Genomic DNA, 23,325 nt, shown 5'->3' with positions numbered 1-23,325 from the left:
GATAAGTGGATCCTCCTCACATGTTTATTATAACTCACAATCTATCCACCCCTAAAGATTTTTGAATGAGACAACAAGATTTCGAAAGATCACCATCTCGTTCCCTTGTTACAATCAATGAAAAAAATCGAAGGTGAAGGAGCTTATCTATGCATAAAATTGTAGAACCTAAAATTTTCTATTTCGGAACACCAGTCGTACTTATCAGCACTCTAAACGAGGATAATTCGGTAAATTTAGCCCCAATTTCATCTGCATGGTCGCTACATCAGTCGTTTATGCTTGGAATAAGTAACCGATCTCAAACAGTACAAAATCTTCTGCGTGAACGCGAGTGTGTCTTAAACCTGCCTTCCGTAGACCTTGTTCACGCTGTGGATCGATTGGCTCTTCTCACCGGACGTAATCCTGTTCCTGATTACAAAGTACGACAGGGGTATAGGTACGAACCAGACAAATTTGGTACGGCCCAATTGACTCAAACACCATCAGATATAGTAAAACCTTCATGTGTTAAGGAATGCCCTGTTCAACTTGAAGCAATCGTCAAACATGTTCATGATTTTGGAGAGGATCCAAGTACATTAGCTGCTATTGAAGTTAAAATTGTGAAGTCGCACATTAACGAGCAGATATTGATGGATGGAGAGGAGAATTATATCGATCCAGATAAGTGGAATCCGTTAATAATGAACTTTTGTGAGTTTTATGGTATCGGGGCAAAGGTACATCCGTCTAGATTGGCTCCAGTCTTCGCACCACCTGTCCGTCAGTGATAATGTTCCTGCCAAAAACCCTCATTTAACAAGAACAGGCGCTCAACAGCACGTCTAGCTATATAGACGTGCTGTTGAGCATTTGCCCTTGCCGCGCCGAGCAAACGGGTATATATTACTATCAATCTTCAGGAAGAACGCCGAGTACATCACTCCATAAGAAAACAACTTCATGATAATCGTTCGCTTCATTTTCTCTTATCTTGACCCCCCTGCTGTTGGACTAAAAAAAAGTATTAGACTCGGAAAATAGAGTTGTAGACTGAGAAAATGAAGTATTAGACTAAAACGCGCCATTAAGCGAACGGGCAGATTAGTTGAACCAAGGAATTCTGAATATTATTCCATCCTCTGTCAGCTTGGCTGCAAGGATGTATAACGGTTGCTTAAGCCGAACGAGTCTTTTGTGGTTTCATATACCAATTAATGTTCTGAACAGGAATTTTTTATAATGCCCCCTAACACAAAACTATAATTCTATAAGGTGTGGTTTGGGCGGGGATACTTTTTGTTATAGTTCCATAAATAACAATTAGATCTCGGTTCTCAGGGGTTCTTGAAAAGTGTTGCCCATTTGTTAATACTATTTGAGTATACGGAGAAATATTTAATCGTAATCGTCCATCACTACTCTCCAACTCAGTATTAAAATAATCTACTTTTACATTCTGATATGGGCTATGTTTTACCATGACAATTGCTTGATACTGTGGAGGGTAAATTAGAAGAGCAGGTGCGTTTCCGTCATAATATCCAGTCACTTGATCTCCTACTGACACCATTACATGGTCTACAAAATAAGTTTTGGGTGATACCACGAAATTTACTAATGCTCCCAATCCGTTGTCTACAGATATTAATTTATAACATCCTTCACCATTTTGACCTGTAAAAAAATCATTAATCATAGTGATAGTCCCGTGAAAAGAATAAAAATTTGTCATACAATACCTCCTTTTGCTTTAAAAAGATAATGCACTATTCGTAAAGTCAAATAACCTGTGTTTACAGTATTATGTGGGTTAATAACTATATGATTGTGCAGATGCCCATAAAGGAGATTCCTCAGCGAATAGCGTGTTGCGCTAACGGGAAACGTTAGTTCAACAAAATACAAGAAAGCTTTGAAAATTAGGGGAACTTTTACTTGTGATGAGTAAAGTCCTCTTTTTCGTTCTAACGAAAGGAACAACCTTCGTCTGGGGCGGTTCCCAGTGCATTAGAGCAATGCAGGAACAAAAGGGAGCTTGAGACGTTGCTATAATATAATCAACCGTACGGGGAAAGGAAACGATGCAATATTGAACTACAGTAACGATGTCGAACGGACTGTTGAGTATATTGAAGCCAATATTAAAGAAGAACTAATATGAATTTCTGTTTGTTTGCGGTTAATCCAACAATGGTATAATAACGTCAACCAGGAAATTGGAGGTCGTACTTGAAACGTGGAAACAACAACCGAGAAGCAAATTGCCGAATGGATGGTTAACGAGACTAAATTCAGGGGGATTCTGCGCCAGGAAGAAGCGATCGCGCATGTGAAAGAGCATTTCGGCGAGCAGTATATCTTTGTGAACGAGAACGGGAATGTCTCGCTGGAGAAAGAGGTCAAGAAAGCTTTCCGCAAGCAGCATAAAGGCAGAATCGCCTGGGACCGCGACGGCTTCTTCTGGGCATGGACTTAGATGGCTGACAAAAATTAAAGTTAGTTGTCGAGTGACAAGAACTTAGTAACATTCCTAATGCAACTATGAAGTGATCTAAATTTGTGATTGTTGTCCGGACAAAAGGTTAATGAATTTGACCGTTTAGAGTTCAACAAATAAAGAAAAAGTCTAGATATGCATAGGAATGAATTTTGATGGATTGGACGCAGAAATGATTAGTAAAGGCTGATTAACCTCGTACCAAGTATGGCAACTGACAATCTTGAGGATGTAAATTGAGTGCCATTCCATGTCATAAGGTTTTCGACATACCCTAATGTGCCGGAGTTAGAAGTACCAATAATACGTTGAACAGCAAGTAAATCATAACCCATGCTTTTCTCGTTTGTAACTATGGGATACAATGCACCTAAAGCAAGAACCTCACCCTTGATTGGTTGTTTGAGTTTACCATTTTCGAGGTAATATTGTGATAAATAGTCATAGCCTTTATAACTAATGTCTATTGTAAATAGCACGTCAAGTTGAGGACTCCCTACACTCACTTTGTAGAACTCCTCATAATTCACATTGAATTTATACTCATTATTATATTTTTCAACATCAAACATTTCGTGTAGAATGTTATTTTTGAAGGAATAGATATAAAATATACCATATCCGCCGCTTCCTCCAGAATCTATGCTTACTAAAATGTCCTTTACGTTATCCTTAGAAAAATCCCCAAGGAATAGCCTAGCATTATATCCCGCATTGTTTTGAAGATTTACCGTTGTACTTTTGTTAGAATGTCCATCTTGAATAATAAGTGTAATGTTATCTGCAAAGATTCCATCGAGTCTATTTCCGTATAAATACACGTTATCCATTATTCCATCCCCATTTACATCTCCTTGCTTCATATCAAGCAAAGTAATGCTTCTGGAATGAGTATAGCTATCATACGTATGATTTTGAAATTGTCTGTACAAATTAAACATCCCCTATTCTTAAGTCAAATACCCTGTTTCTACAAATATGTAGGTTAATAACTATATGATTGTGTAGATGCCTATGAAGAAAATGAAAATTCATCAGCGAATAGCGTGGAATCAGGAGGAGTTTATTGAGCGAGTCAGTAGCATTTACGGTTTGGAACGGTTGTTCCATGCAAAAGCGAAAATGTTGTTTCTAACTGAAAAATAAACATTGTAACTGAGTTATTAAGTGTCTAACTGATTCATTACAATACTATTTATACCAAAACGTACTTCATCACATAAACATGATCGAGAGCATCAAGTATAACCAAGCCCATATCATTCAATCTGATCCACATGGAGTTGTGATGCTAGATATCTCCAGCGAGACGCATATGATCAGTTGCGATACTATAGAGGATTATATGAGATTGCTGCAAGGTGTGGATAATATGAACGAGTGTGAGGTTTTTCAGAGCTGGGCGGGAGGTTTTGTTCAGGGTAAGTATCATTTAACTCATAAAGATACCTATGTTCAAGCGGCTTTTTTAAATGAATATCCACAAGTTATTCAGAATTGTGACTTAAATGTGAGAATCTTGTTCCCAGCGAGGATTATCCACATGTGGAAAAGTTTTATCCCGCGCATAATCTTTCGTATGTGATGTCACGACTTCGGGCGAACGCGCTGTTCGGAGGCTTTTTCAATAATCAGATTGTTGGGTTCATAGGAATTCATGATGAAGGTTCTATAGGTCTCCTGGCTGTGGTAGAAGAGCATAGAAGAAAGGGCTATGGGGTCAAACTCATGAACTTTATGATTCGTTATTTTCTTGAACATCACAAGATCCCTTACTCACAAATTAGTGAATCCAATAAACCGTCGATTCTGCTTCATCAGAAGGCGGGGATGCAGATTTCTAAAGAGCATGTACAATGGCTGAAGAGAGATTAATAATTGCTCAATATTCATATCATTACGGTAAAATACCACATGAAGGACTTCTTTTCATATCGTGAAATATGTGCACATGTAGTTTCAAAGGTTCATAGACTTCGCGGACTATTGGGACGGGAAGCATATTTGGAAAAAATACAAGAGGGAGAGGTCATTTATACGTAAAGGAGCGCTGCTGGCCCTAAGCTTTTTGCTTATGGCCCTAGCCTTTTTTTACCGGAGGGTTCTGCACTGGCAGCAGTTAACAAATGGATCCATCAGGCTTGGAGCAAATACGAAGCCTAAAGTAAATTGTATCAGCAATACACCACGCAAATCTCCAAAGACATGGCGAAATATAAACAAGAAATGCCGGTAGGAATTCATAATAGGAACAGAAGTCGGCTGTTGGTATAAAGTGTAAATTTTAAACCCTTGAAACCGCTTTATTTCCTGTGCTACAATAACCTCAACAAACAAACAGGATTGTGACCGGTTATGCGGGCAATGCCTAAGTTTATTAGATACCATGATGTATTTTGTGGTGTTTGAATAAACTTAGGCTTTTTTTATGCACTATAGGTGTATGAGAGGAGTTGAGCCAGGTGATCATTGAGAAAGTACTGAACAACAACGTCCTGCTAACCAAAAACGAGAAGGGTAAAGAAATGATCGTGATGGGCAGAGGTATTTCCTTTAATAAGTCCATTGGAGATCCAGTCGATGAGCACAAAATAGATAAGGTTTTCATGCTTCATGAACATGAATTTACAGCAAAATTAGCCGAGCTTCTAAATAATATTCCCCTCTCTCATTTGGAAATCGTAAATGACATCGTAAAGCATGCTAATGAGAAACTGGGGACGGAACTGAGCGATAACATCTATTTATCGTTAACCGATCATATTACCTTTGCGATTGAAAGGGCAAACAAAGGGATTCTGCTCAAAAATGCGATGCTGTTTGAAATCAAGCGCTTCTATAAGCGAGAATTTTCGATAGGATTGGATGCGCTGAAGATCATTGAGGATACTCTGGGGATCAAACTGGGTGAAGATGAAGCCGGATTTATCACTCTCCATATTGTCAATGCCCGGATGGACAGCACCGAGATGACGTCGACGCTGAAGATGACGGAAATGGTGCACTCTATTCTGAACATTGTGACATATCACTACGGGATTGTATTGGACGAATCCACATTGAGTTATTCTCGTTTTATTACACATCTGCAATACTTCTCGATGCGGGTGCTGCATAAGGAGGTGCATGAGACGGGCGAGGATTTCCTTTATTCACAGATCAAGAAGACGTATGTCAAAGCGTTCGAGTGCGTGTCTAAAATTAACGATTTTCTTGAAAAAACCTACGACGTATCGCTTAGCAAGGATGAATATGTGTATTTGACGATTCACATTCAACGGGTTACCGAACGAAACAGCATGGAATAAACAAAATAAGCAATGTTAACGGAATACAGTATACAGGGTGTTACTGGTAATGCAGGCAAAACCTGAACTGGTGGTGAAAACATGCGCTCTTTTTGGAGTGTATTTTACCACGAGTTCAGGTTTTTCTTGTTTAGCAGGGTAGAAGGAAGCATGTCAGTGCATTCTAAAAACATCTGCGACAGTGAACCTGAACGATATAAATCATTAGAAGGAGGACATATTTGATGGGAAGCAGAGATAAAGACCTATCCAAAAAAGTCGTTGAGCTAGTAGGTGGAGAATCCAATATCAATTCTGTTTTTCACTGCGCCACAAGATTAAGATTTCGACTAAAGGATACAACAAAGGCGAATAAAAAGGCGCTGCTTGATACCCCTGGCGTCATTACGGTTGTTGAAAGCAGCGGACAATTCCAGGTGGTAATCGGCAATAACGTAGCCCAAGTTTTCGAAGGCATAATGGAACAAACTAACCTCAAGACAGAGAACACGGATCCGAAGGAAGAAACCAATGAAAAGTCCAGCTTTCTCGGCAAAGCCGTGGACATTATTTCCAGCATCTTTTCGCCGCTCTTGGGGGCTATGGCTGGAGCCGGGGTACTGAAAGGCTTGTTGGCGCTTTTCTTAACGCTTGGCTGGATGAACAATGCTTCCGGAACCTATCTGCTTCTCAATGCGGCTTCGGACAGCATCTTTACCTTTCTGCCGATTTTTCTGGCCGTAACATCTTCGCGCAAATTTAAAACAAATATGTTCGTTTCTATTGCCATTGCGGGTGCGATGGTATATCCGGCGATTGCGACTGCCATGAGCAGCGGTACCCCATTCTATTTCTTGGGCATTCCCATCGTATTTGTAACATTTACCTCAAGCGTTATTCCAATTATTTTGGCGGTATGGGTTCAGAGCTATGTGGAGAGATTCTTCAATTCGTTTATTCATCAGTCGTTAAAAAATATTATTGTTCCTTTGCTAACGTTGATTATTCTCGTTCCACTTACCTTCCTCTTATTTGGACCGGTGGGAAATGCGGTCAGCGGAGGTCTGGCTTCAGGCTATACATGGGTATATAATCTGAGTCCTTTAGTGGCGGGGCTGATTGCAGGCGGTTTCTGGCAGGTATTTGTCATCTTTGGCGTGCATTGGGGTTTTGTTCCTGTGATGCTCAACAATTTGACGACGCTCGGGTACGACACCATGTTGCCTATGTTGGCTGCGGCAGTGCTGGCTCAAGCTGGGGCGGTTACGGGAGTATTGCTGAAAACCAGAAACGGACAACTCAAAGCCTTATCCGGCTCAGCGGCAGTTGCTGCAGTATTTGGCATTACGGAGCCTAGTATTTACGGGGTCAACCTGAAACTAAAAAAACCGTTCATTTATGGTTGTGTTTCCGGGGCAATTGGCGGGGGAATCGTTGGGATGGGCCACGGTAAGGGACTCGCCTTTGCCCTGCCGAGCCTGCTTGCTATTCCGTCCTATATCGGACCTGGGTTCCTGTGGGTGATTACCGGCATCGTCGTTGCCTTTGCCCTGGCCATGCTTTTGGTCATGACGCTTGGATTTGCTGATCCTGTTGACAAGGATACAGTTCAAGAAAGACCTGCTGCCTCAACTGCGGCTACAGAAGAGTGCAGCAAAGAGGCAAAATCGCTTCTTGCTAAAGAAATCATTGAAAGTCCACTGCAAGGAAATATTCATACGCTGGACAGCATTTCCGATGAAGCTTTTGCATCAGGGGCAATGGGGCAAGGACTTGTTATCGAGCCGAAATCAGGCCGGTTGGTTTCGCCTGTGGATGGGGTGGTCACAACGGTTTTCCCGACAGGCCATGCCATCGGCATCACCTCTGACGGCGGTGTCCAGCTTCTTATTCACGTTGGTGTCAACACCGTGAGACTGAAGGGGCAATTTTTCGATAAGCAGGTTAAGGAAGGGGACAAGGTTCAACGTGGGCAACTGCTGCTGAACTTTGACGTTGAGAAGATTAAAGCAGCCGGGTATGATCCTTCAACATCGGTCATTGTCACTAACACGGCAGATTACCTGGACGTGCTGAAGACCACAGAGAAGGAAGTAAAGCCAGGAGACTACCTGCTGACAACGGTTGTGTAATCAATTTAGAGAAGAGGTAAAGAACATGCCAAAATCATCTCAAGGATTTCCAGAACATTTTCTCTGGGGCGGTGCAACGGCAGCCAATCAATTAGAGGGCGCATATAATGAAGATGGAAAAGGCTTGTCCAGCGCGGACATGGTAGTTTATGTGCCTAAAGAAAAGCGAACCGGTGGACATGCTATTGAAATCACATCCGAGCAGATTGACAAAATTTTGTCCGGTAAGCTGGACCACGAACGATTCCCTAAGCGGCATGGGATTGACTTCTATCACCGGTATAAAGAAGACATCGCCCTTTTTGCCGAAATGGGCTTTAAGGTATTCAGAATCTCCATAAACTGGTCGCGGATATTCCCGAATGGCGACGACGCTCAGCCTAATGAAGCCGGATTGCAATTTTACGACAATGTGTTCGATGAATTGCACACATATGGGATCGAACCTCTGGTGACTTTGGCTCACTACGAGACCCCGCTTGGCTTGACTCAAAAATATAACGGCTGGGCAAGCCGCGAAGTGATCGGGCATTTCACGAACTATGCCGAAACAGTATTTCGCCGCTACAAAAATAAAGTGAAGTATTGGCTGACTTTTAATGAGATCAATATGATGACGATCAGCCCGTTTACAGGTGGGGGCGTGGTGATTGATCGCGTGCAAAATAAACAGCAGACGATTTATCAGGCACTGCACCATCAGTTTGTAGCCAGTGCCCTAGCGACAAAGCTGTGCCATGAGATCATTCCGGGTGCCATGATCGGCTGTATGCTGGCCCGGATGGAGACGTACCCGGCCACCTGCAATCCGGAGGATGTGCGCAAGAGCCAGCATGAGAACCAGATGAACCTGTTCTTTACGGATGTGCATGCGCGCGGCGAGTATCCGAGCTACATGACCCGGTACTTTGAAGAAAATAACATCGTGATTGAGAAAGACGCCTCAGATGACGAGATTCTTAAGGCGTACCCGGTCGATTATATCTCCTTCAGCTACTACATGTCTTTGACCGTATCGTCAGAGCTGGGCGGGGATCGTGCAGAAGGAAATTTGTTCGGCGGGGTGAAGAACCCTTATCTTAAGGCTTCCGACTGGGGGTGGCAGATTGACCCGGTGGGCTTACGGATTACGCTAAACAATTTTTACGACCGCTATCAAAAGCCGCTTTTTATCGTTGAGAATGGATTGGGCGCGTACGACAAGGTAGAGGAAGACGGGTCCATTCATGATACGTATCGGATCGATTACCTCCGCCAGCATATCGCTCAGATGAAGGAAGCGATCAAGGACGGGGTTGACCTCATCGGCTATACGAGCTGGGGCCCGATTGACCTTGTGAGCATGTCCACTTCCGAAATGTCCAAACGCTACGGTTTTATTTATGTAGACTTGGACGACGAAGGCAACGGCACATTGAAACGCTCGAAAAAAGACTCTTTCCAGTGGTACAAGCAAGTAATTGCGACGAATGGTGAAGTTTTGTAAACCATATGATTGAGTGAAGGACCGGTCCGACCGGTCCTTTTTTGCGCAGGTGTGATGAAATTGTTATGTGATGTGCTTTCGTAATTTTTCAAAGATAAACGTAACTTCTTCCCATGTTGGGCTTTGGGCTATTCCTGTAAGATAAGATTGTGCATCCTCAGGAAATTTTTTCTTAACTATAATGAAAAGAGGGATGGTAGTCAGTGGAAAGTCCATTGTACAGAGATCCGATATATGACGGAGCAACCGATCCGGTCGTCATTTATAATCGGGAGTTACAGGAATGGTGGATGATATATACGAGCCGCAGAGCATCTGCGGAAGGTCCCGGTGTAGCATGGGTTCATGGAACCGATCTTGGTGTTGCAGTATCCTCGGACGGAGGGATAAATTGGCTCTACCGCGGCACCTTGTCCGGGCTTGATTTTGAATGGGGAAGAAATACGTTTTGGGCGCCGGAAATCCTATGGCATCAGGGGATCTATCACATGTATGTCAGCTATATTACGGGAGTACCGATAGACTGGACCGGTCCACGTCATATTGTTCACTACACGAGTAAGGATATGCTGAATTGGGAGCTGCAAGGTCCGCTGCAGCTTAGTTCGAATCGGGTGATCGATGCGTGTATTCACGAAAAACAAGATGGCGGGTTCCGCATGTGGTATAAAGACGAAGAAAACGGATCTTTTACTTATGCTGCCGACAGCGAAGATTTATTCGAGTGGGAGGTTGTTGGTCCCGTTCTGACCCATCGCGGACATGAAGGACCAAATGTTTTTTATTTCAAAGAGAGCTATTGGATGATCATCGACGAGTGGAGAGGGCAGGCCGTCTATCGTTCCGATGACATGGAGCATTGGGAACGAAACAACATGATTTTGGATCAACCGGGCACCCGAACGGATGATGGGGGAATCGGTCATCATGCGGATGTCGTCGTATCGGGCGACTCTGCTTACATCTTCTATTTCACCCACCCGGGAAAAACGAATGCTGCAGCGTCGGAGGACAAGTCAACCTATGAACAGCGGCGTTCCAGTGTTCAGGTTGCTCGCCTTGACGTACGTGATGGGGTACTCGTTTGTGACCGTAATGAGCCTTTTGAGCTCACCATGGAATCCCCGAAATGAGGAGAATGAATGATGGTTAAAAAGCTATCCGAAATTCATATAAGAGATCCTTATATCCTAACGGTTCCAACGGATAAAAAATATTATCTCTACGGGACAGAAGGTTCTACCGCTTGGTCGGGACAACCTGTCGGCTTCGATTCATATGTCAGCGAGGACCTGATTCATTGGGATGGACCTTATCCCGTATTTCGCCCGAATCCAGGATTTTGGTCGGATCATCATTATTGGGCGCCGGAGGTGTATGCGTTCGGGGAAAAATATGTGATGTTTGCCTCCTTTAAAGCGGACCATGTTTGCCGGGGGACAGAAGCCTTAATCTCCGATCATCCGCTGGGGCCGTTTCGTCCCCTGGGTGATCGTCCCCTTACTCCTCCGGATTGGGAGTGCCTGGACGGCACCTTGTATACGGATGAGGATGGCAGGCACTGGATGGTATTTTGCAGGGAATGGCTACAGGTGACTGATGGTGAAATGTATGCTGTTCCTTTGAAGCCGGGGCTTGACGCCGCCGAAGGAGAACCAAAGCTGCTGTTTCGCGCTTCAGATGCCCCGTGGTCCAAGGCGGGGGAGCAGGGGCAATACGTGACGGACGGTCCTTTTCTGCACAAAATGGCGAGTGGAGAGCTGATCATGCTCTGGTCAACGGGCGGTGCAAAAGGCTACACCATGGGCATTGCCAGATCAACCAGCGGTAAGGTCACTGGGCCTTGGTCACAGGACCCGGAGCCATTGTTCGCCGAAGACGGAGGCCATGGTATGATTTTTCGTGATCTGAACGGTCATTTGCGGATGACGATCCATTCACCGAATGTCCAGCCTTTGGAACGCCCTGTCATCTACGAGCTGGCAGAGGAGAATGGTCGATTGCGATATGTCGCAAAAAACTGAACACCCGTTCTACTCAAAGAACCGGATAACGCCAAGCAATATGGGCGTGTATCCGGTTCTTTTTAATATAAGGAACAATAAAACAATAACCGGCCATCACTCTCATTCCTTGTAGGCGATCAACAGGCAATCAACAAATGTGTCGATCAACAAGTGGAAAATGGGTATCGCAGAGTTTCTGTAAACTTATTAAATGCATTAAGTACAGTTAAACAGCACCGTATTGGAAGTATTGAGCATTTAAATGTAAAAAGTGCATCTAAAAGGTATGAAATAACCCTGCCAGTACAAAGTGGCCCAATTTAGATGCACATTTTACATCTAAAATCTTAAAAACCACATTTTGCCCGGAATTAGATGTACTAAATACATTTAGTGGTAGATGGTAAGCGAGGCAAGTACCTAAGCGTAAGAATTCAAAGGTTATCATAGGTTTTGCTGCTATAAGTGAGCCCTGCTCCTTTATACAATTAATACATAAGAAACGCAACAAGGATGGGGGAGATGGACTTGAGCGTGATCCGAGAGCTTCGCGCAAGATGGCCGCTGTATCTGATGTTTCTGCCAATAGCGGTATATTTCATTATTTTCGCTTATGTGCCGATGGCCGGGGTTGTGATGGCCTTTAAGGAATTCAACTACCGGGACGGAATATTCATGAGTCCATGGACTGGCTTGGACAATTTTCAGTATTTCTTTTCCTCGGGAAAAGCCTGGCTCGTCACGAAAAATACGATTCTTTACAATGTGGTGTTTCTAGGAGCATATACGGTGTTCTCTATATTGGCAGCCGTACTTATTTCCGAAATCACCAAGAAGTGGTTCAAACGGACGGCCCAGACCTTTATGTTTCTGCCTTACTTTATCTCTTGGGTAACCGTATCTGCTTTTGTTTATAACTTTCTGAATTATGAATACGGGATCGTGAATCGGTTACTGACTCACTTGCATCTAGAGGCCATTGATATTTACTCCAACACCTCTTACTGGTATGTGCTGCTTCCGTTACTGTATGTGTGGAAGTGGGTCGGTTTTGGAAGCGTGTTGTACCTGGCGGCCATTGTCGGCATCGATCAAGAAATTTATGAGGCGGCAACGATCGATGGCGCTACCCGGTTCCAGAAGATCACTAAAATTACGCTGCCATTGCTTAAACCGACCATGATCATTCTCATTTTGTTGGGGCTTGGACGGATCATGCGGGGCGAGTTCGATATGTTCTACCAGTTGATCGGCAATAACGGAACTCTAATGGATTCGACCGACATTATTGACACCCTGGTGTTCCGTTCTCTGGTTGGATCTTTAGACTTTGGTATGGCATCTTCGGTAGGCTTCTATCAATCCGTACTTACCTTGGTTATCATCCTGACTGTCAACTATCTAGTTAAGCGTTATGAGCCTGATCAAGCCCTATTCTAGGTTCTAACCTGCGGAAAGAGAGTGATCTTGTAATGGAATCGAATATTCAGCCGATGAACGGCACTATTCCGGCGGTGAAACATAAATCCGTAAAAATACGAAAGTCCAAAAATGACAGGATATTTGAGGCGATATCCTATACGATCGTGGCGCTCATTGCCCTCTTTTGTCTGATTCCCTTTATTGTCATGCTGGCGGGCTCGTTCTCTTCGGAGGAATCGGTGCTTAAGGAAGGCTATTGGTTCTGGCCGCGGTCCTTTTCCCTCCAAGCTTATGATTTTATTTTCCGCTATCCGGCGGACGTATTGAACGCTTTTAAAATTTCGCTGTCAGTTACCGTAATTGGTACAGCGCTTTCCTTGTTTATCTCGACGATGGCCGCTTATGTCCTCTATCGGAAGGAAGTAAAGTACCGCAATGGACTGGCCTTCTTCCTGTACTTCACAACACTGTTTAACGGTGGCCTTGCTCCTTACTATTTGTGGGTTTGCAACAACCTGCATCTGAAAAATACGTATCTCGTGCTGGTTCTTGTTCCGATGTTCAACGTCATGTATGTGCTGATCATGAGAAGCTTCATTTCCGGAAGCATTCCGGAGCCGCTTGTTGAGTCCGCTCGTATTGATGGGGCGGGGGATTTCCGGATATTTTTCCAAATGATTCTCCCACTGAGTAAACCGGCTTTGGCTTCGATAGGGCTGTTTACGGCTCTCGCTTATTGGAATGACTGGTGGACTGCCATGATGTTTACGGACAAGACGCAGCTTGTCTCGCTTCAGTACTTGTTATACAAGATGCTGTCATCGATTAACCTGTCATCTACCTTTGCTCAGCACGTAACAGATAACAGCCCGAAAGAAACCTTTAAACTTGCTCTTACGGTCATCACGACAGTTCCGATTGCCATTGTATTCCCGTTTGTTCAGAAATACTTTGTCAAAGGCGTTACGATTGGTGCCGTGAAGGGATAAGGGACCCGATAAATTTCCCGCAAGGGGATTTATAAATATCAACACCAAGTCTTCTAAAAAAAAGAGGAGGTCTTATCTTGAAACATCTGAAGAAGTTTTCGCTGTTATCCGTGTGTCTCGTGTTGATGATCACCATGCTGCTGTCTGCCTGCTCATCAAGCAACAATGCTTCGAGCGGCTCAGACAAGTCTAACGCAACTGCGCAAACCGCGGGTTCCGATGGCAAGCCGGATCATTCCAAGGAAGTCAAAATTGTCGGGTATCTGCTTGGAGATGCCCCTAAAGGAATGCCGGAAGTACTGGCTGCGATCAACGCCAAGCTGAAAAAAGACATCAACGCTACGCTGGAAATCAACTATATCGGTTGGGGGGACGTGGCCTCCAGATATCCGCTCTTGCTGGCTTCCGGAGAGGATGTAGACTTTGTTTTCTCCGCGGATTGGAACTACTATGTTTCCGAAGCCTCCAAGGGTGCCTTCCTGAAGCTGGACGAAAATACGCTGAAGACTTATATGCCGAAGCATATGGCCAAGCTACCGGAAGCTGCCTTGACAGCTGCAAAAGTAAACGGGGATGTATATATGATCCCAACCTCGACACCGGACCGCAAGGTCAATGTGGCGCTGTTCCGCAAAGATATTATGGAAAAAGCGGGAATGACAGAAATCAAGAAATTCTCAGATATCGAACCATATCTGGCGGAAGCCAAGAAGGATTTCCCGGAAATGATTCCGATGAACCTGGAATCGCAATATGACCTGCCTACACCTTTTCAACATCTGCTGAGCGAGAAAATCGCTTATCCGCTCGCTCCTACCGATTCCGGAGACCCTACGGCTGTCGGAATCTCGTATGACAACGAGGATAAGACAGGCAAGATCGTTAGCATGATGGAGGAACCGTACCTGAGCGCCGAAAAATATGCAGCGAATATTATGAAGGGCTGGTACGATAAAGGTTATATCAACAAGAATCCGTACACCAATAAAGTGCGCTCCAAAGATAACTTTGTGAACGGAAAAACCGCTATTGCGTTCGGTAACTCTATTGACGTGGCCTCCGTCATGACGAATGCCAAGGAGAAGGGCATCGATGTTTATGTGAAACCGCTGCTGTCCCCGTCCGGTCATGCGGCTCAAACAAGCTGGATCAACAACGGCGTAGCGATTGCCGCCAACTCGAAAAATCCGGAGCGTACCATGGAAGCGCTCGATTTGCTAATGGAAGACCCGTCATATGTATACCTTGACTACTTTGGTATTGAAGGCAAAAACTATGTAGTGACGAGCGATGGCAAAATTGGTTTGCCGGATGGCGTAACGGCCGACACGAATACGTACCCTCCGGATGCCGCCGGCTTCTGGTTCGTGAATAAAGACTTGTTCAAGCCAATGGCAACCTGGACGGACAGCTATATCGACCTTCAAAGCAAAATCAAGGACTACCTGACCCCGGTGACGTATTTAGGCTTTACCTTCAACTCTGAAAACATAAAGACCGAAATTGCCAATATTAAAAACGTATCCACCCAGTACGCACAGCCAATCTTTATCGGTGCTTTTAAAAACGTGGACGATGCGTTTGACTTGCTCGATAAAAAGCTGAAATCGGCCGGTATCGATAAGGTTAAGGCCGAGGTTGAAAAGCAGGCAGGCGATTTCTTGGCAAGTAAGAAGCAATAAGCTGAAGTGCTGCCGATTTTTGGAGGGACTCTCTCGAATGCGGGAGAGTTCTCTCTTTTCCTATATGTAAAGAGTACAGGAGGAGCTTATCATGTCTGTTTATCGCATCGATGCGAGCAAGGACCGAAAAGCAATCGACTACGGGAAAAAATATATGCAGGGAGAGAACCCGTCCGGCGAACGTTTAGGATTTACGAATTATTTTATGCAAAAGAACGGCGAGCCTTTTTTTGGCATTTGCGGTGAATTTCATTACAGCCGCTATGATGAGAACCGATGGGAAGACGAGATTATCAAAATCAAGATGGGCGGCATCAACATTGTCAGCACCTATATTTTCTGGAATGTTCATGAAGAAATCCAAGGTGTCTTTGAATGGGGGGGGCGCCGGAATCTTCGCCGATTTGTGGAACTGTGCGGGAAGCATGGATTGTACGTGATTATCCGAATCGGCCCATTTGATCATGGGGAAATGCGCAACGGGGGGCTGCCGGACTGGCTGTTTGGCCGTCCTTTCGAGGTGCGCTCCAATAACGAAGAATATTTGAAGTATGTCAAGGCGCTCTATGAGCAAATTAGCCTGCAGGTACAAGGGCTGCTGTATAAGCAAGGCGGACCGATCATTGGTACGCAAATTGAGAACGAGCACGGCCACTCCGCTGCGCAGTGGGCTTTAACTACAGGGATCAGCAACCAATGGATGACCCAGGGTGAAGATGGCGAAGCTCACTTGCTGAAGCTTAAGGAAATGGCGATTCAGGCCGGCATTGAAACGCCTCTATATACGTGCACGGGCTGGGGAGGAGCTAACGCGCCCGCCGCCGAGATGCTGCCGCTGTGGGGCGGGTATTCTCATTGGCCGTGGATATACTACGAGGTTGATAGATATCAAGGGGTTCGCGAGCATCCGGCGACACCGGAATATATATACCGCGACAAGCATAACAATGCCATTCCTACGAGCTACAACTTTGAGCCGACGTATACTCCCGAGGATTATCCGTATGCCTGCTGTGAGATGGGCGGCGGGATGACACCTTTTTACAAATATCGTTTCGACTTCCCTTATATCAGCGTACCGGCGATGACGGGCATCAAGGTAGCAGAAGGCTGCAATCTGCTCGGCTATTACATGTACCATGGGGGCTCTAACCCTAAGGGAAAAAGGGACGTGTTCCTGAACGATTTGGCAACGCCGAAAATTTCGTATGATTTTAACGCTTGTATCGGAGAGTTTGGCCAATTGCGTGAGTCGTATCACCGGACGCGTCTGCAGCACTATTTTTTCCAAACATTTGAGAAATGGATGTGCCTGACGAAAACGATTTTACCGGGGGACACCTCTGCGATGGATCCTAGTGACACGGATACGCTTCGTTATGCGGTCCGGGCTTCGGAAGGCTCGGGGCTTCTGTTCCTGAACAACTATCAGGATCATGCCGAGACCCATGACATGGTGGTTGAGGATGGCGTGACGGTCGTAACTGAACATGAGGAGATTCGTTTTCCGGCAAAGGGTGCTTTAACGCTTGGCAAGGATGGCTACGCGATGCTGCCTTATTGCTTCGATCTGGACGGCGTCATGCTTAAACTGGCGATGGCGCAGCCGATCACCCGGATAGAAGTAGATGGAACCATCTACTATTTCTTTGTTTCACCCAAAGGTATGCCGCCTGAATACGCATTTGTTTCTTCGTCTTTCGCGAGTATGGACAGTGGAGCGGCGAAGCTGTTCCAGGTCGGGGACGTCACTGTTGTTCGCCCTGTCATTGGGGATTTGGGACCGATCACTTTGACTGCAGCTGACGGCCGTTGCGTGAAGCTGGTCACTCTTACGGATGAAGAGAGCCTCAATTTTTGGACGGAAGATATTTTAGGTCGCAAGCGTGTCATCCTGACCGACGGAAGTTTACTCGTAGATAGCAACCAGATTAAGCTGGAGACTACGGATACCGAAGAAATCAGCTTCCGCATATTCCCTGGCGTTGACGGATTATCCCTTATCAGCGGAGGAGAACTGCTGGAGCGGACGCAGGAGGGGCTGTTTACGGCCTACCGGTTCCGCATACCACGCCGTGCAGCTCGATTTGATCTCAAGCGGGTAAGCAAGGATCGGGCCGTGCTCTCATTTTCGAAGGATGCTTTTGAGGGCATGAAGGAAGCCTTATTGCGGATCAACTATCAAGGAGACATTGGCTACGCCTTTATTGACGGGGAGCTGATCAACGATAACTTCTCGAACAACAACACTTGGGAGATCGGACTTAAACAGTTCAGTGAACGTTTGATCGAGAAAGGGATGTATCTGTACATTTCTCCGATTCGCAAAGGAAGCACCATCAACAGCAACACTACGATGGCTGGTTGGAGTGAAAACGCGAAGGAGCTGATTTCCGAGCTGGGGGATATCTCCATCGCGCCGGTATATGAGCTTATTCTGAGCAGAGGTTGATCGCTCATGAAGGAGATCAGTTTGGCTGTACAGATAGGGACATCCCGGTATCGAAACTGGTCATCGTTTGTCATGGAAACGGAGTATATTCGCGCGGAAATCATTCCTGGCCTTGGAGCCAAGATCGTCTCGCTTTGCTATAAGCCAACCGATAAAGAATGGCTGGTGGATGCCGGCGGAAGAAAACTTGTTCAGCCCAAGTATGGTTCATCCTTTGGTCAAGCGGATATGAGCGGATGGGACGAGGTGTTCCCGACCATTGATCCGTGCGAAGCTCCCGGCTATGGAGGGCATTCGCTGCCCGATCACGGGGAGGTGTGGCCGTTATCCTGGGATTGCGAATTCACCGAAAGGGAAGTCTCTTGCTCGGTAGAAGGAGTGGCCGGACCTTATCGGCTAACGCGGAAGCTGAGCTTTCCAGCAACAGATCAGCTTCAGATGGACTACTGCGTCGTTAACCATGGCACGGAGCCGCTGCCGTTTATCTGGGTACCGCATCCGCAGTTTTGGGTTTCGGAGCCGACCCATATCGTGCTGCCATCTACCGTTCAAGAAATGGTCTGTGTTTTTGGAGGGAATACGCAAGTCACAGGGAAGCATTACGCATGGAAAGAACTGTCCATGGTCGGAGAAACACAGACGGGGGATGGGCGAAAATACTACATTCCCGGCATCCATAAGGAAGGATGGTGCGGTCTGGTCGGAGCGAATAGCGGCGAATGGCTCCGTATGAGTACCGATCCGAAGAAGGTTCCCTATCTCGGCATATGGGTTGATGAAGGAATGGGCAACGACCGCAACGTTATTGCGCTGGAACCATCGATTGGCTACTATGATCGACTTGATCGTGCCATCGGCAACGGAACGGCTCCGGTGATCAAACCCGGTCAGACCATAGAATGGTCGCTTTCGGTTTCGCTGGGAACCGGGGGGATTCAAGCCGGGTTCGATTTAGAGTAGAAGGAGGGGGCCTCACCCTTTGGGGATGTTGCGATACTCCGTAGGGGACACTCCCATCAGCTTTTTAAACACTCTGGAAAAATAATAAGGATCGGAAACGCCGACAGATGCGGCGATTTCTTTGACCGACAAGCCGGACAGACTTAGGAGCTGTCCGGCTCTTTGCATTTTCAGCCGCAAATAGTAGTCAATTGGCGGGAAGCCGGTTTCCTGCTTGAACATGTAGATTAGATGCTGTCTGGAAAGCCCGGTGTGCCGGGCAAGCTCCTGCAGCGTCAAACTCGTATGCACGTGGTCGTTCATATAACGGATGGCCTGGCCCAGATCGTTTTCTCGTTTTCGATCACGGGCGGAGCCCCCGGCTCCAAGGCCGATCGATCCAAGCAGTTGACCGATCGTCTGGGAGACATGAACCTGGACCGGCATGGAATAGGGCTTTTCCATAAGCAGGCTGTAACAAAGCTCAAAGCTCTCTAGAATGCGGGCTTCGAGACCGAGCGGAACAGGTACCGGACCGTTTTCGAGTCCGTACAGCCGCAGATGGGATAGAACCTGGTCCCCGCGAAGGTGGAACCAGTAGATACTCCATGGAGTATCGGCGTCTGCACCGTACCGGTGGGGCATTCCGGCGGGAATGATAGCGAGCTGCCGCTTCTCCAGGGGGGAGAGACGCCCCTCTTTTTCCACCCACCCTGAACCTTCCGCACAGTAAATCAGGATGTGGGCATCACACCCATCGGGGCGGTCCCGGTAATGATATTTGGCATGAGGGAAATAGCCTATATCGCTGATAAAGAGCCCGCGGGTCAACTCGTATTGAGACAATTCGGTTGTCAAATAATCCGGCAGCACCAGCAGTTTTTCTTCCGGGAATCCTTCTTGCTTTTTTTGCAGAATTTCCATGAAAGAGCACTCTCCAATTTTCAATAATAAGATAAGAATATTGTCCATCATAAACCGAATTAAGTCAATTGGCGAAAGGCTGTTATAGAAGTAAAGTAAGACTATCATTAAAAGGAGGGGTACATGTGGCACAGTATTCAGGAACGGAAAAATCCGCCCGGAAGGTTCAAATTTGGGAGGAGGATGTCTTCATCCCAACATACGGTGTTGGAGAGCCGGACCCTAATCCTATGTTTCTGGAGAAACGGGTGTATCAGGGAAGCTCCGGCAAGGTTTATCCCCATCCGGTGATTGACCGGATCGAAGACGAGAAACGGCCGCAGCATTACCGCTTGGCCATTTTGGAGAATGAATTTATTCGGATCGAGATGATGCCGGAGCTTGGCGGCCGGATTTACCGTGCTCTCGATAAGACGAACCAGTATGATTTTGTCTATTACAATCGCGTGATCAAGCCCGCTCTTGTCGGGTTGGCAGGTCCGTGGATTTCCGGGGGGATCGAATTCAACTGGCCGCAGCACCACCGTCCGAACACTTATGGGCCTGTGGAATACAAGCTCGAAGCGCATGAGGATGGAAGCGCGACGGTATGGATCAGCGAGATTGACCGGATGTACGGCACCAAGGTGACAGCGGGCTTTACTTTGCATCCGGGCAAGGCCTATCTTGAAATCTCGGCACGGCTCTACAACCGAACGCCGGAGCCGCAAACCTTCCTGTGGTGGGCGAATCCTGCGGTTGCCGTTAATGATCATACGCAATCCGTGTTTCCGCCGGATGTAACGGCTGTCTTCGATCACGGAAAACGTGACGTATCCCGGTTCCCCATAGCAACGGGCACCTATTACAAAATCGACTACTCCGCCGGCGTGGACATTTCCCGCTATCGCAATATCCCTGTGCCGACCTCCTACATGGCTTATAAGTCCGATTATAATTTTGTCGGAGGGTATGATCACGGCGTTGGGGCTGGCCTTCTGCATGTGGCGAACCACCATGTTTCGCCCGGCAAGAAGCAGTGGACCTGGGGGAACGGCGAGTTCGGCAAGGCATGGGATCGCAATCTGACCGATGAAGACGGACCCTATATTGAACTGATGACCGGAGTCTATACGGACAATCAGCCGGATTTCACCTGGTTGGCTCCTTACGAGGAGAAAACCTTCACACAATATTTCATGCCTTACAAAAATATCGGTGTGGTCAAGAACGCTTCCATTGACGCTGCAATCAATCTGGAGATCGACGAATTGACACGAAAGGCGGTTGCTCAGGCTTACGCGACCGCAAACCTTGAAGGTGCGGTCATTGAACTGAAAGGGAAGCGGACGACTTATATCAAGGAAACCGTGTTGCTGTCTCCGGTATCGACGTTTGAGTCCGTTGTCTCCCTGGAAGATGGCGACGAGGCGCATGACCTGATCCTTTCCATACGAAGCGCTGACGGACGGCTGCTGGTATCGTACAAGCCTGCTCCGCCATCGATTGAAGAAGTTCCCGAGGCGGCCAAGCCGCTGCCCGAGCCGGAAGAACTGCGAACGAACGAACAGCTTTATTTGGCAGGGCTGCATCTGGAGCAGTACAGACATGCTACCTTCGAACCGGAAGCCTACTACCTGGAGGGGCTTAAGCGTGACAAGAACGATATTCGCATTAATATCGCTTACGGTACGCTGCTGCTGCGGAGAGGGCAGTTCTCTAAGGCAGAACAACATTTCCGCACCGCGGTGAAATCGCTGACCTGGCGCAATACGAACCCGTACGACGGGGAAGCTTTTTATCAGCTTGGATTGGCCTTGAAGCTGCAGGGACGGAATCAAGAAGCGTTCGCAGCCTTGTATAAGTCGACCTGGTCAGGAGCCTGGCAGGATGCCGGTTATTTTACACTGGCGCAAATCGCCACTGCCCAAGGCTCGGCGCGAGAGGCTTTGGAGCTTGCGGAGCGGTCTCTCGTGCGAAATGCCCATAACTTCAAGGCTCGCCACTTGAAAGCGGCGCTGCTGCGCAGACTGGGACGTTTTGCTGAAGCTGCTGCATACGTACAGGAAACATTGTCGATCGATATCGCGGATTTTGGAGCCGGCTACGAACGCGTTTTGATACTGGCCGAAGCTGGCGATCTTGAAGGAGCCGAGGCAGCACGCAGCGAATTGCATCGCTTGATGCGGGGAGACGTTCACAATTATCTGAACCTGGCTTCCGATTATGCCTTTGCTGGTCTTTTTGATGAAGCTATACATGTATTGAACCAAATTGTGCCGGATGCTCAGACAGCGGCTTACCCGATGGCTCATTACGGACTAGGGTACTTGCACGATCTGGCCGATAACAAGCAGCTTGCCGAGCAGCACCGGAAGGCAGGATGTGCATCGGTGCCGGATCGGTGCTTCCCGAATACTTTGTTCGAACTGTTAGCTCTGGAACATGCGGTCAGCACAGATGCTTCGGATGACAAGGCGAATTATTATTTGGGCAACTGGTATTACGACAAGAAGCGGCACCATGACGCCATTCTGGCATGGGAGGCTTCCCGCGAGGCCAACAGCGAGTTTCCGACGGTCCATCGTAATTTGGCACTCGCTTACTATAACAAGCTTGGCGACTCGGAACGGGCTTTGCAATCTCTGGAACGCGCATTCGCCCTGCGGAAGGCAGATGCTCGAGTCTATTACGAGCTCGATCAGCTATACAAGAAACTGGGCTATTCCCCGGAGAAAAGGTTTGCTGCTCTGGAAACCAATAAGGAGTTGGTAGAGAAGCGGGATGACCTGTACCTGGAGTATGTTACGCTCCTTAACATTTTGGGACGGCCTCAAGAAGCACTTCGGGCACTGGAGAGCCGCAACTTCCACCCGTGGGAAGGCGGAGAAGGCAAGGTGACAGGCCAGCACGTGCTGGGGCATGTGGAAATGGCCAAGCTTGATATGGCCGGAGGGCGTAACGAAGAAGCAATTCGCCAATTGCAGGCCGCCCTTGTATATCCGGAAAATCTGGGAGAAGGCAAGCTGGAAGGCGCCCAGGAAAATCATATTCACTATTATATGGGGCTTGTCTACGAAAGAATGGGAAAATGGGAGGAAGCCAAAACATGCTTTGAAAAAGCCTCTCGGGGTCTTGAGGAACCGGCCAGCGCGATGTATTACAATGATCAGCCGCCGGAAATGATTTTTTACCAGGGGCTGGCTTGGATGAAGCTGGGCGTGCACTCGCAAGCAAAACGCAGATTCAACAAGCTCATTGATTATGCCGAAAAGCATTTGAACGATACGGTAAAATTTGACTATTTCGCAGTTTCGCTTCCCGATTTTCTCGTGTTCGAAGACGATCTCAGCAGACGAAACAGAATCCATTGCCGGTTTATGAGAGGTTTGGGACTGCTTGGCCTTGGCCGAATGGATGAAGCGAAGAAGGAACTGGAATCGGTGCTGGAGATGGATGCCAATCATATGGGGGCACGCATCCACATGTCTATGATCAAGGCGTAATCCAGTACGAACTTAATGCAACTTATGTAAACAGCG

Annotated in this window: 18 protein-coding genes; 15 read left to right on the top strand and 3 right to left on the bottom strand. The window is 46.8% G+C overall.

Features of this window, described 5'->3' with window-relative positions:
* The first annotated feature begins 149 nt into the window (after positions 1–149).
* Positions 150–776: a flavin reductase family protein gene (locus ACFQ3W_RS22970; RefSeq protein ID WP_379321570.1), complete on the top strand. Its 627-nt coding sequence runs from the start codon at positions 150–152 to the stop codon at positions 774–776.
* Between the two features lie 458 nt (positions 777–1,234).
* On the opposite strand, the gene ACFQ3W_RS22965 is transcribed toward ACFQ3W_RS22970, so the two are convergent.
* Positions 1,235–1,720, bottom strand: a complete 486-nt coding sequence (locus ACFQ3W_RS22965; protein WP_379321569.1) for a hypothetical protein — start codon at positions 1,718–1,720, stop codon at positions 1,235–1,237.
* Between the two features lie 504 nt (positions 1,721–2,224).
* On the opposite strand from ACFQ3W_RS22965, the gene ACFQ3W_RS22960 reads away from it, so the two are divergent.
* Positions 2,225–2,464 carry a DUF6953 family protein gene (locus ACFQ3W_RS22960; RefSeq protein ID WP_379321568.1) on the top strand — a complete coding sequence of 80 codons (240 nt, stop codon included), beginning with the start codon at positions 2,225–2,227 and terminating at the stop codon, positions 2,462–2,464.
* Positions 2,465–2,661: 197 nt separating this feature from the next.
* Here ACFQ3W_RS22960 and ACFQ3W_RS22955 read toward each other — a convergent pair whose 3' ends face one another.
* Positions 2,662–3,348, bottom strand: coding sequence for a VCBS repeat-containing protein (locus ACFQ3W_RS22955; protein WP_379321567.1), 687 nt, complete (start codon positions 3,346–3,348; stop codon positions 2,662–2,664).
* A 482-nt stretch (positions 3,349–3,830) separates the two neighbouring features.
* Between ACFQ3W_RS22955 and ACFQ3W_RS22950 the strand changes: the two genes are divergently transcribed.
* The 12 genes from ACFQ3W_RS22950 (at position 3,831) to ACFQ3W_RS22895 (ending at position 18,901) form a co-directional block, all read left to right on the top strand.
* The gene (locus ACFQ3W_RS22950; protein ID WP_379321566.1) at positions 3,831–4,070 is read left to right on the top strand and encodes a hypothetical protein; all 240 of its coding nucleotides are present in this window, start codon (positions 3,831–3,833) and stop codon (positions 4,068–4,070) included.
* Complete coding sequence (locus tag ACFQ3W_RS22945; protein ID WP_379321582.1) at positions 4,070–4,360, top strand: GNAT family N-acetyltransferase; 291 nt, start codon at positions 4,070–4,072, stop codon at positions 4,358–4,360. Before ACFQ3W_RS22950 ends, ACFQ3W_RS22945 begins: the two co-directional genes overlap by 1 nt.
* Positions 4,361–4,947: 587 nt before the next feature.
* A complete protein-coding gene (gene licT, locus ACFQ3W_RS22940) occupies positions 4,948–5,793 on the top strand; it encodes a BglG family transcription antiterminator LicT (RefSeq protein ID WP_379321565.1) in 846 nt (281 codons plus the stop codon).
* Between the two features lie 224 nt (positions 5,794–6,017).
* A complete protein-coding gene (locus ACFQ3W_RS22935) occupies positions 6,018–7,904 on the top strand; it encodes a beta-glucoside-specific PTS transporter subunit IIABC (protein WP_379321564.1) in 1,887 nt (628 codons plus the stop codon).
* 25 nt (positions 7,905–7,929) lie between these two features.
* Positions 7,930–9,390 (top strand): glycoside hydrolase family 1 protein, encoded by a 1,461-nt coding sequence (locus ACFQ3W_RS22930; RefSeq protein WP_379321563.1) that lies wholly within the window; start codon positions 7,930–7,932, stop codon positions 9,388–9,390.
* A 203-nt stretch (positions 9,391–9,593) separates the two neighbouring features.
* Positions 9,594–10,523, top strand: coding sequence for a glycosyl hydrolase (locus ACFQ3W_RS22925; protein ID WP_379321562.1), 930 nt, complete (start codon positions 9,594–9,596; stop codon positions 10,521–10,523).
* A gap of 9 nt (positions 10,524–10,532) precedes the next feature.
* On the top strand, positions 10,533–11,414 hold the full coding sequence (locus ACFQ3W_RS22920; RefSeq protein WP_379321561.1) for a glycoside hydrolase family 43 protein: 882 nt from the start codon (positions 10,533–10,535) through the stop codon (positions 11,412–11,414).
* 504 nt (positions 11,415–11,918) lie between these two features.
* Positions 11,919–12,836: an ABC transporter permease gene (locus tag ACFQ3W_RS22915; protein ID WP_379321560.1), complete on the top strand. Its 918-nt coding sequence runs from the start codon at positions 11,919–11,921 to the stop codon at positions 12,834–12,836.
* A 32-nt stretch (positions 12,837–12,868) separates the two neighbouring features.
* Positions 12,869–13,807 (top strand): carbohydrate ABC transporter permease, encoded by a 939-nt coding sequence (locus tag ACFQ3W_RS22910; RefSeq protein ID WP_379321559.1) that lies wholly within the window; start codon positions 12,869–12,871, stop codon positions 13,805–13,807.
* 77 nt (positions 13,808–13,884) lie between these two features.
* Positions 13,885–15,489, top strand: coding sequence for an ABC transporter substrate-binding protein (locus tag ACFQ3W_RS22905; RefSeq protein ID WP_379321558.1), 1,605 nt, complete (start codon positions 13,885–13,887; stop codon positions 15,487–15,489).
* A gap of 91 nt (positions 15,490–15,580) precedes the next feature.
* Complete coding sequence (locus ACFQ3W_RS22900; protein WP_379321557.1) at positions 15,581–17,941, top strand: beta-galactosidase; 2,361 nt, start codon at positions 15,581–15,583, stop codon at positions 17,939–17,941.
* A gap of 6 nt (positions 17,942–17,947) precedes the next feature.
* Entirely contained in the window at positions 17,948–18,901 is a 954-nt protein-coding gene (locus ACFQ3W_RS22895) for a hypothetical protein (RefSeq protein ID WP_379321556.1), read from the top strand.
* Between the two features lie 12 nt (positions 18,902–18,913).
* On the opposite strand, the gene ACFQ3W_RS22890 is transcribed toward ACFQ3W_RS22895, so the two are convergent.
* Positions 18,914–19,804, bottom strand: coding sequence for an AraC family transcriptional regulator (locus tag ACFQ3W_RS22890; RefSeq protein WP_379321555.1), 891 nt, complete (start codon positions 19,802–19,804; stop codon positions 18,914–18,916).
* 125 nt (positions 19,805–19,929) lie between these two features.
* On the opposite strand from ACFQ3W_RS22890, the gene ACFQ3W_RS22885 reads away from it, so the two are divergent.
* Positions 19,930–23,289: a DUF5107 domain-containing protein gene (locus ACFQ3W_RS22885; protein WP_379321554.1), complete on the top strand. Its 3,360-nt coding sequence runs from the start codon at positions 19,930–19,932 to the stop codon at positions 23,287–23,289.
* Positions 23,290–23,325 lie beyond the last annotated feature (36 nt).

The sequence above is a fragment of the Paenibacillus puldeungensis genome (genome assembly GCF_042678945.1).
Lineage (GTDB): Bacteria > Bacillota > Bacilli > Paenibacillales > Paenibacillaceae > Fontibacillus > Fontibacillus puldeungensis.
This window is presented reverse-complemented; position numbering and strand designations above follow the sequence as displayed.

Excerpts from the sequence above, each read along its gene's own strand:
- ACFQ3W_RS22970 (WP_379321570.1), top strand. The coding sequence starts at position 150 with ATGCATAAAATTGTAGAACCTAAAATTTTCTATTTCGGAACACCAGTC.
- ACFQ3W_RS22965 (WP_379321569.1), bottom strand. The coding sequence starts at position 1,720 with ATGACAAATTTTTATTCTTTTCACGGGACTATCACTATGATTAATGAT.
- ACFQ3W_RS22955 (WP_379321567.1), bottom strand. The coding sequence starts at position 3,348 with ATGAAGCAAGGAGATGTAAATGGGGATGGAATAATGGATAACGTGTAT.
- ACFQ3W_RS22950 (WP_379321566.1), top strand. The coding sequence starts at position 3,831 with ATGAGATTGCTGCAAGGTGTGGATAATATGAACGAGTGTGAGGTTTTT.
- ACFQ3W_RS22945 (WP_379321582.1), top strand. The coding sequence starts at position 4,070 with ATGTCACGACTTCGGGCGAACGCGCTGTTCGGAGGCTTTTTCAATAAT.
- ACFQ3W_RS22935 (WP_379321564.1), top strand. The coding sequence starts at position 6,018 with ATGGGAAGCAGAGATAAAGACCTATCCAAAAAAGTCGTTGAGCTAGTA.
- ACFQ3W_RS22930 (WP_379321563.1), top strand. The coding sequence starts at position 7,930 with ATGCCAAAATCATCTCAAGGATTTCCAGAACATTTTCTCTGGGGCGGT.
- ACFQ3W_RS22920 (WP_379321561.1), top strand. The coding sequence starts at position 10,533 with ATGATGGTTAAAAAGCTATCCGAAATTCATATAAGAGATCCTTATATC.
- ACFQ3W_RS22915 (WP_379321560.1), top strand. The coding sequence starts at position 11,919 with ATGGACTTGAGCGTGATCCGAGAGCTTCGCGCAAGATGGCCGCTGTAT.
- ACFQ3W_RS22910 (WP_379321559.1), top strand. The coding sequence starts at position 12,869 with ATGGAATCGAATATTCAGCCGATGAACGGCACTATTCCGGCGGTGAAA.
- ACFQ3W_RS22900 (WP_379321557.1), top strand. The coding sequence starts at position 15,581 with ATGTCTGTTTATCGCATCGATGCGAGCAAGGACCGAAAAGCAATCGAC.
- ACFQ3W_RS22895 (WP_379321556.1), top strand. The coding sequence starts at position 17,948 with ATGAAGGAGATCAGTTTGGCTGTACAGATAGGGACATCCCGGTATCGA.
- ACFQ3W_RS22890 (WP_379321555.1), bottom strand. The coding sequence starts at position 19,804 with ATGGAAATTCTGCAAAAAAAGCAAGAAGGATTCCCGGAAGAAAAACTG.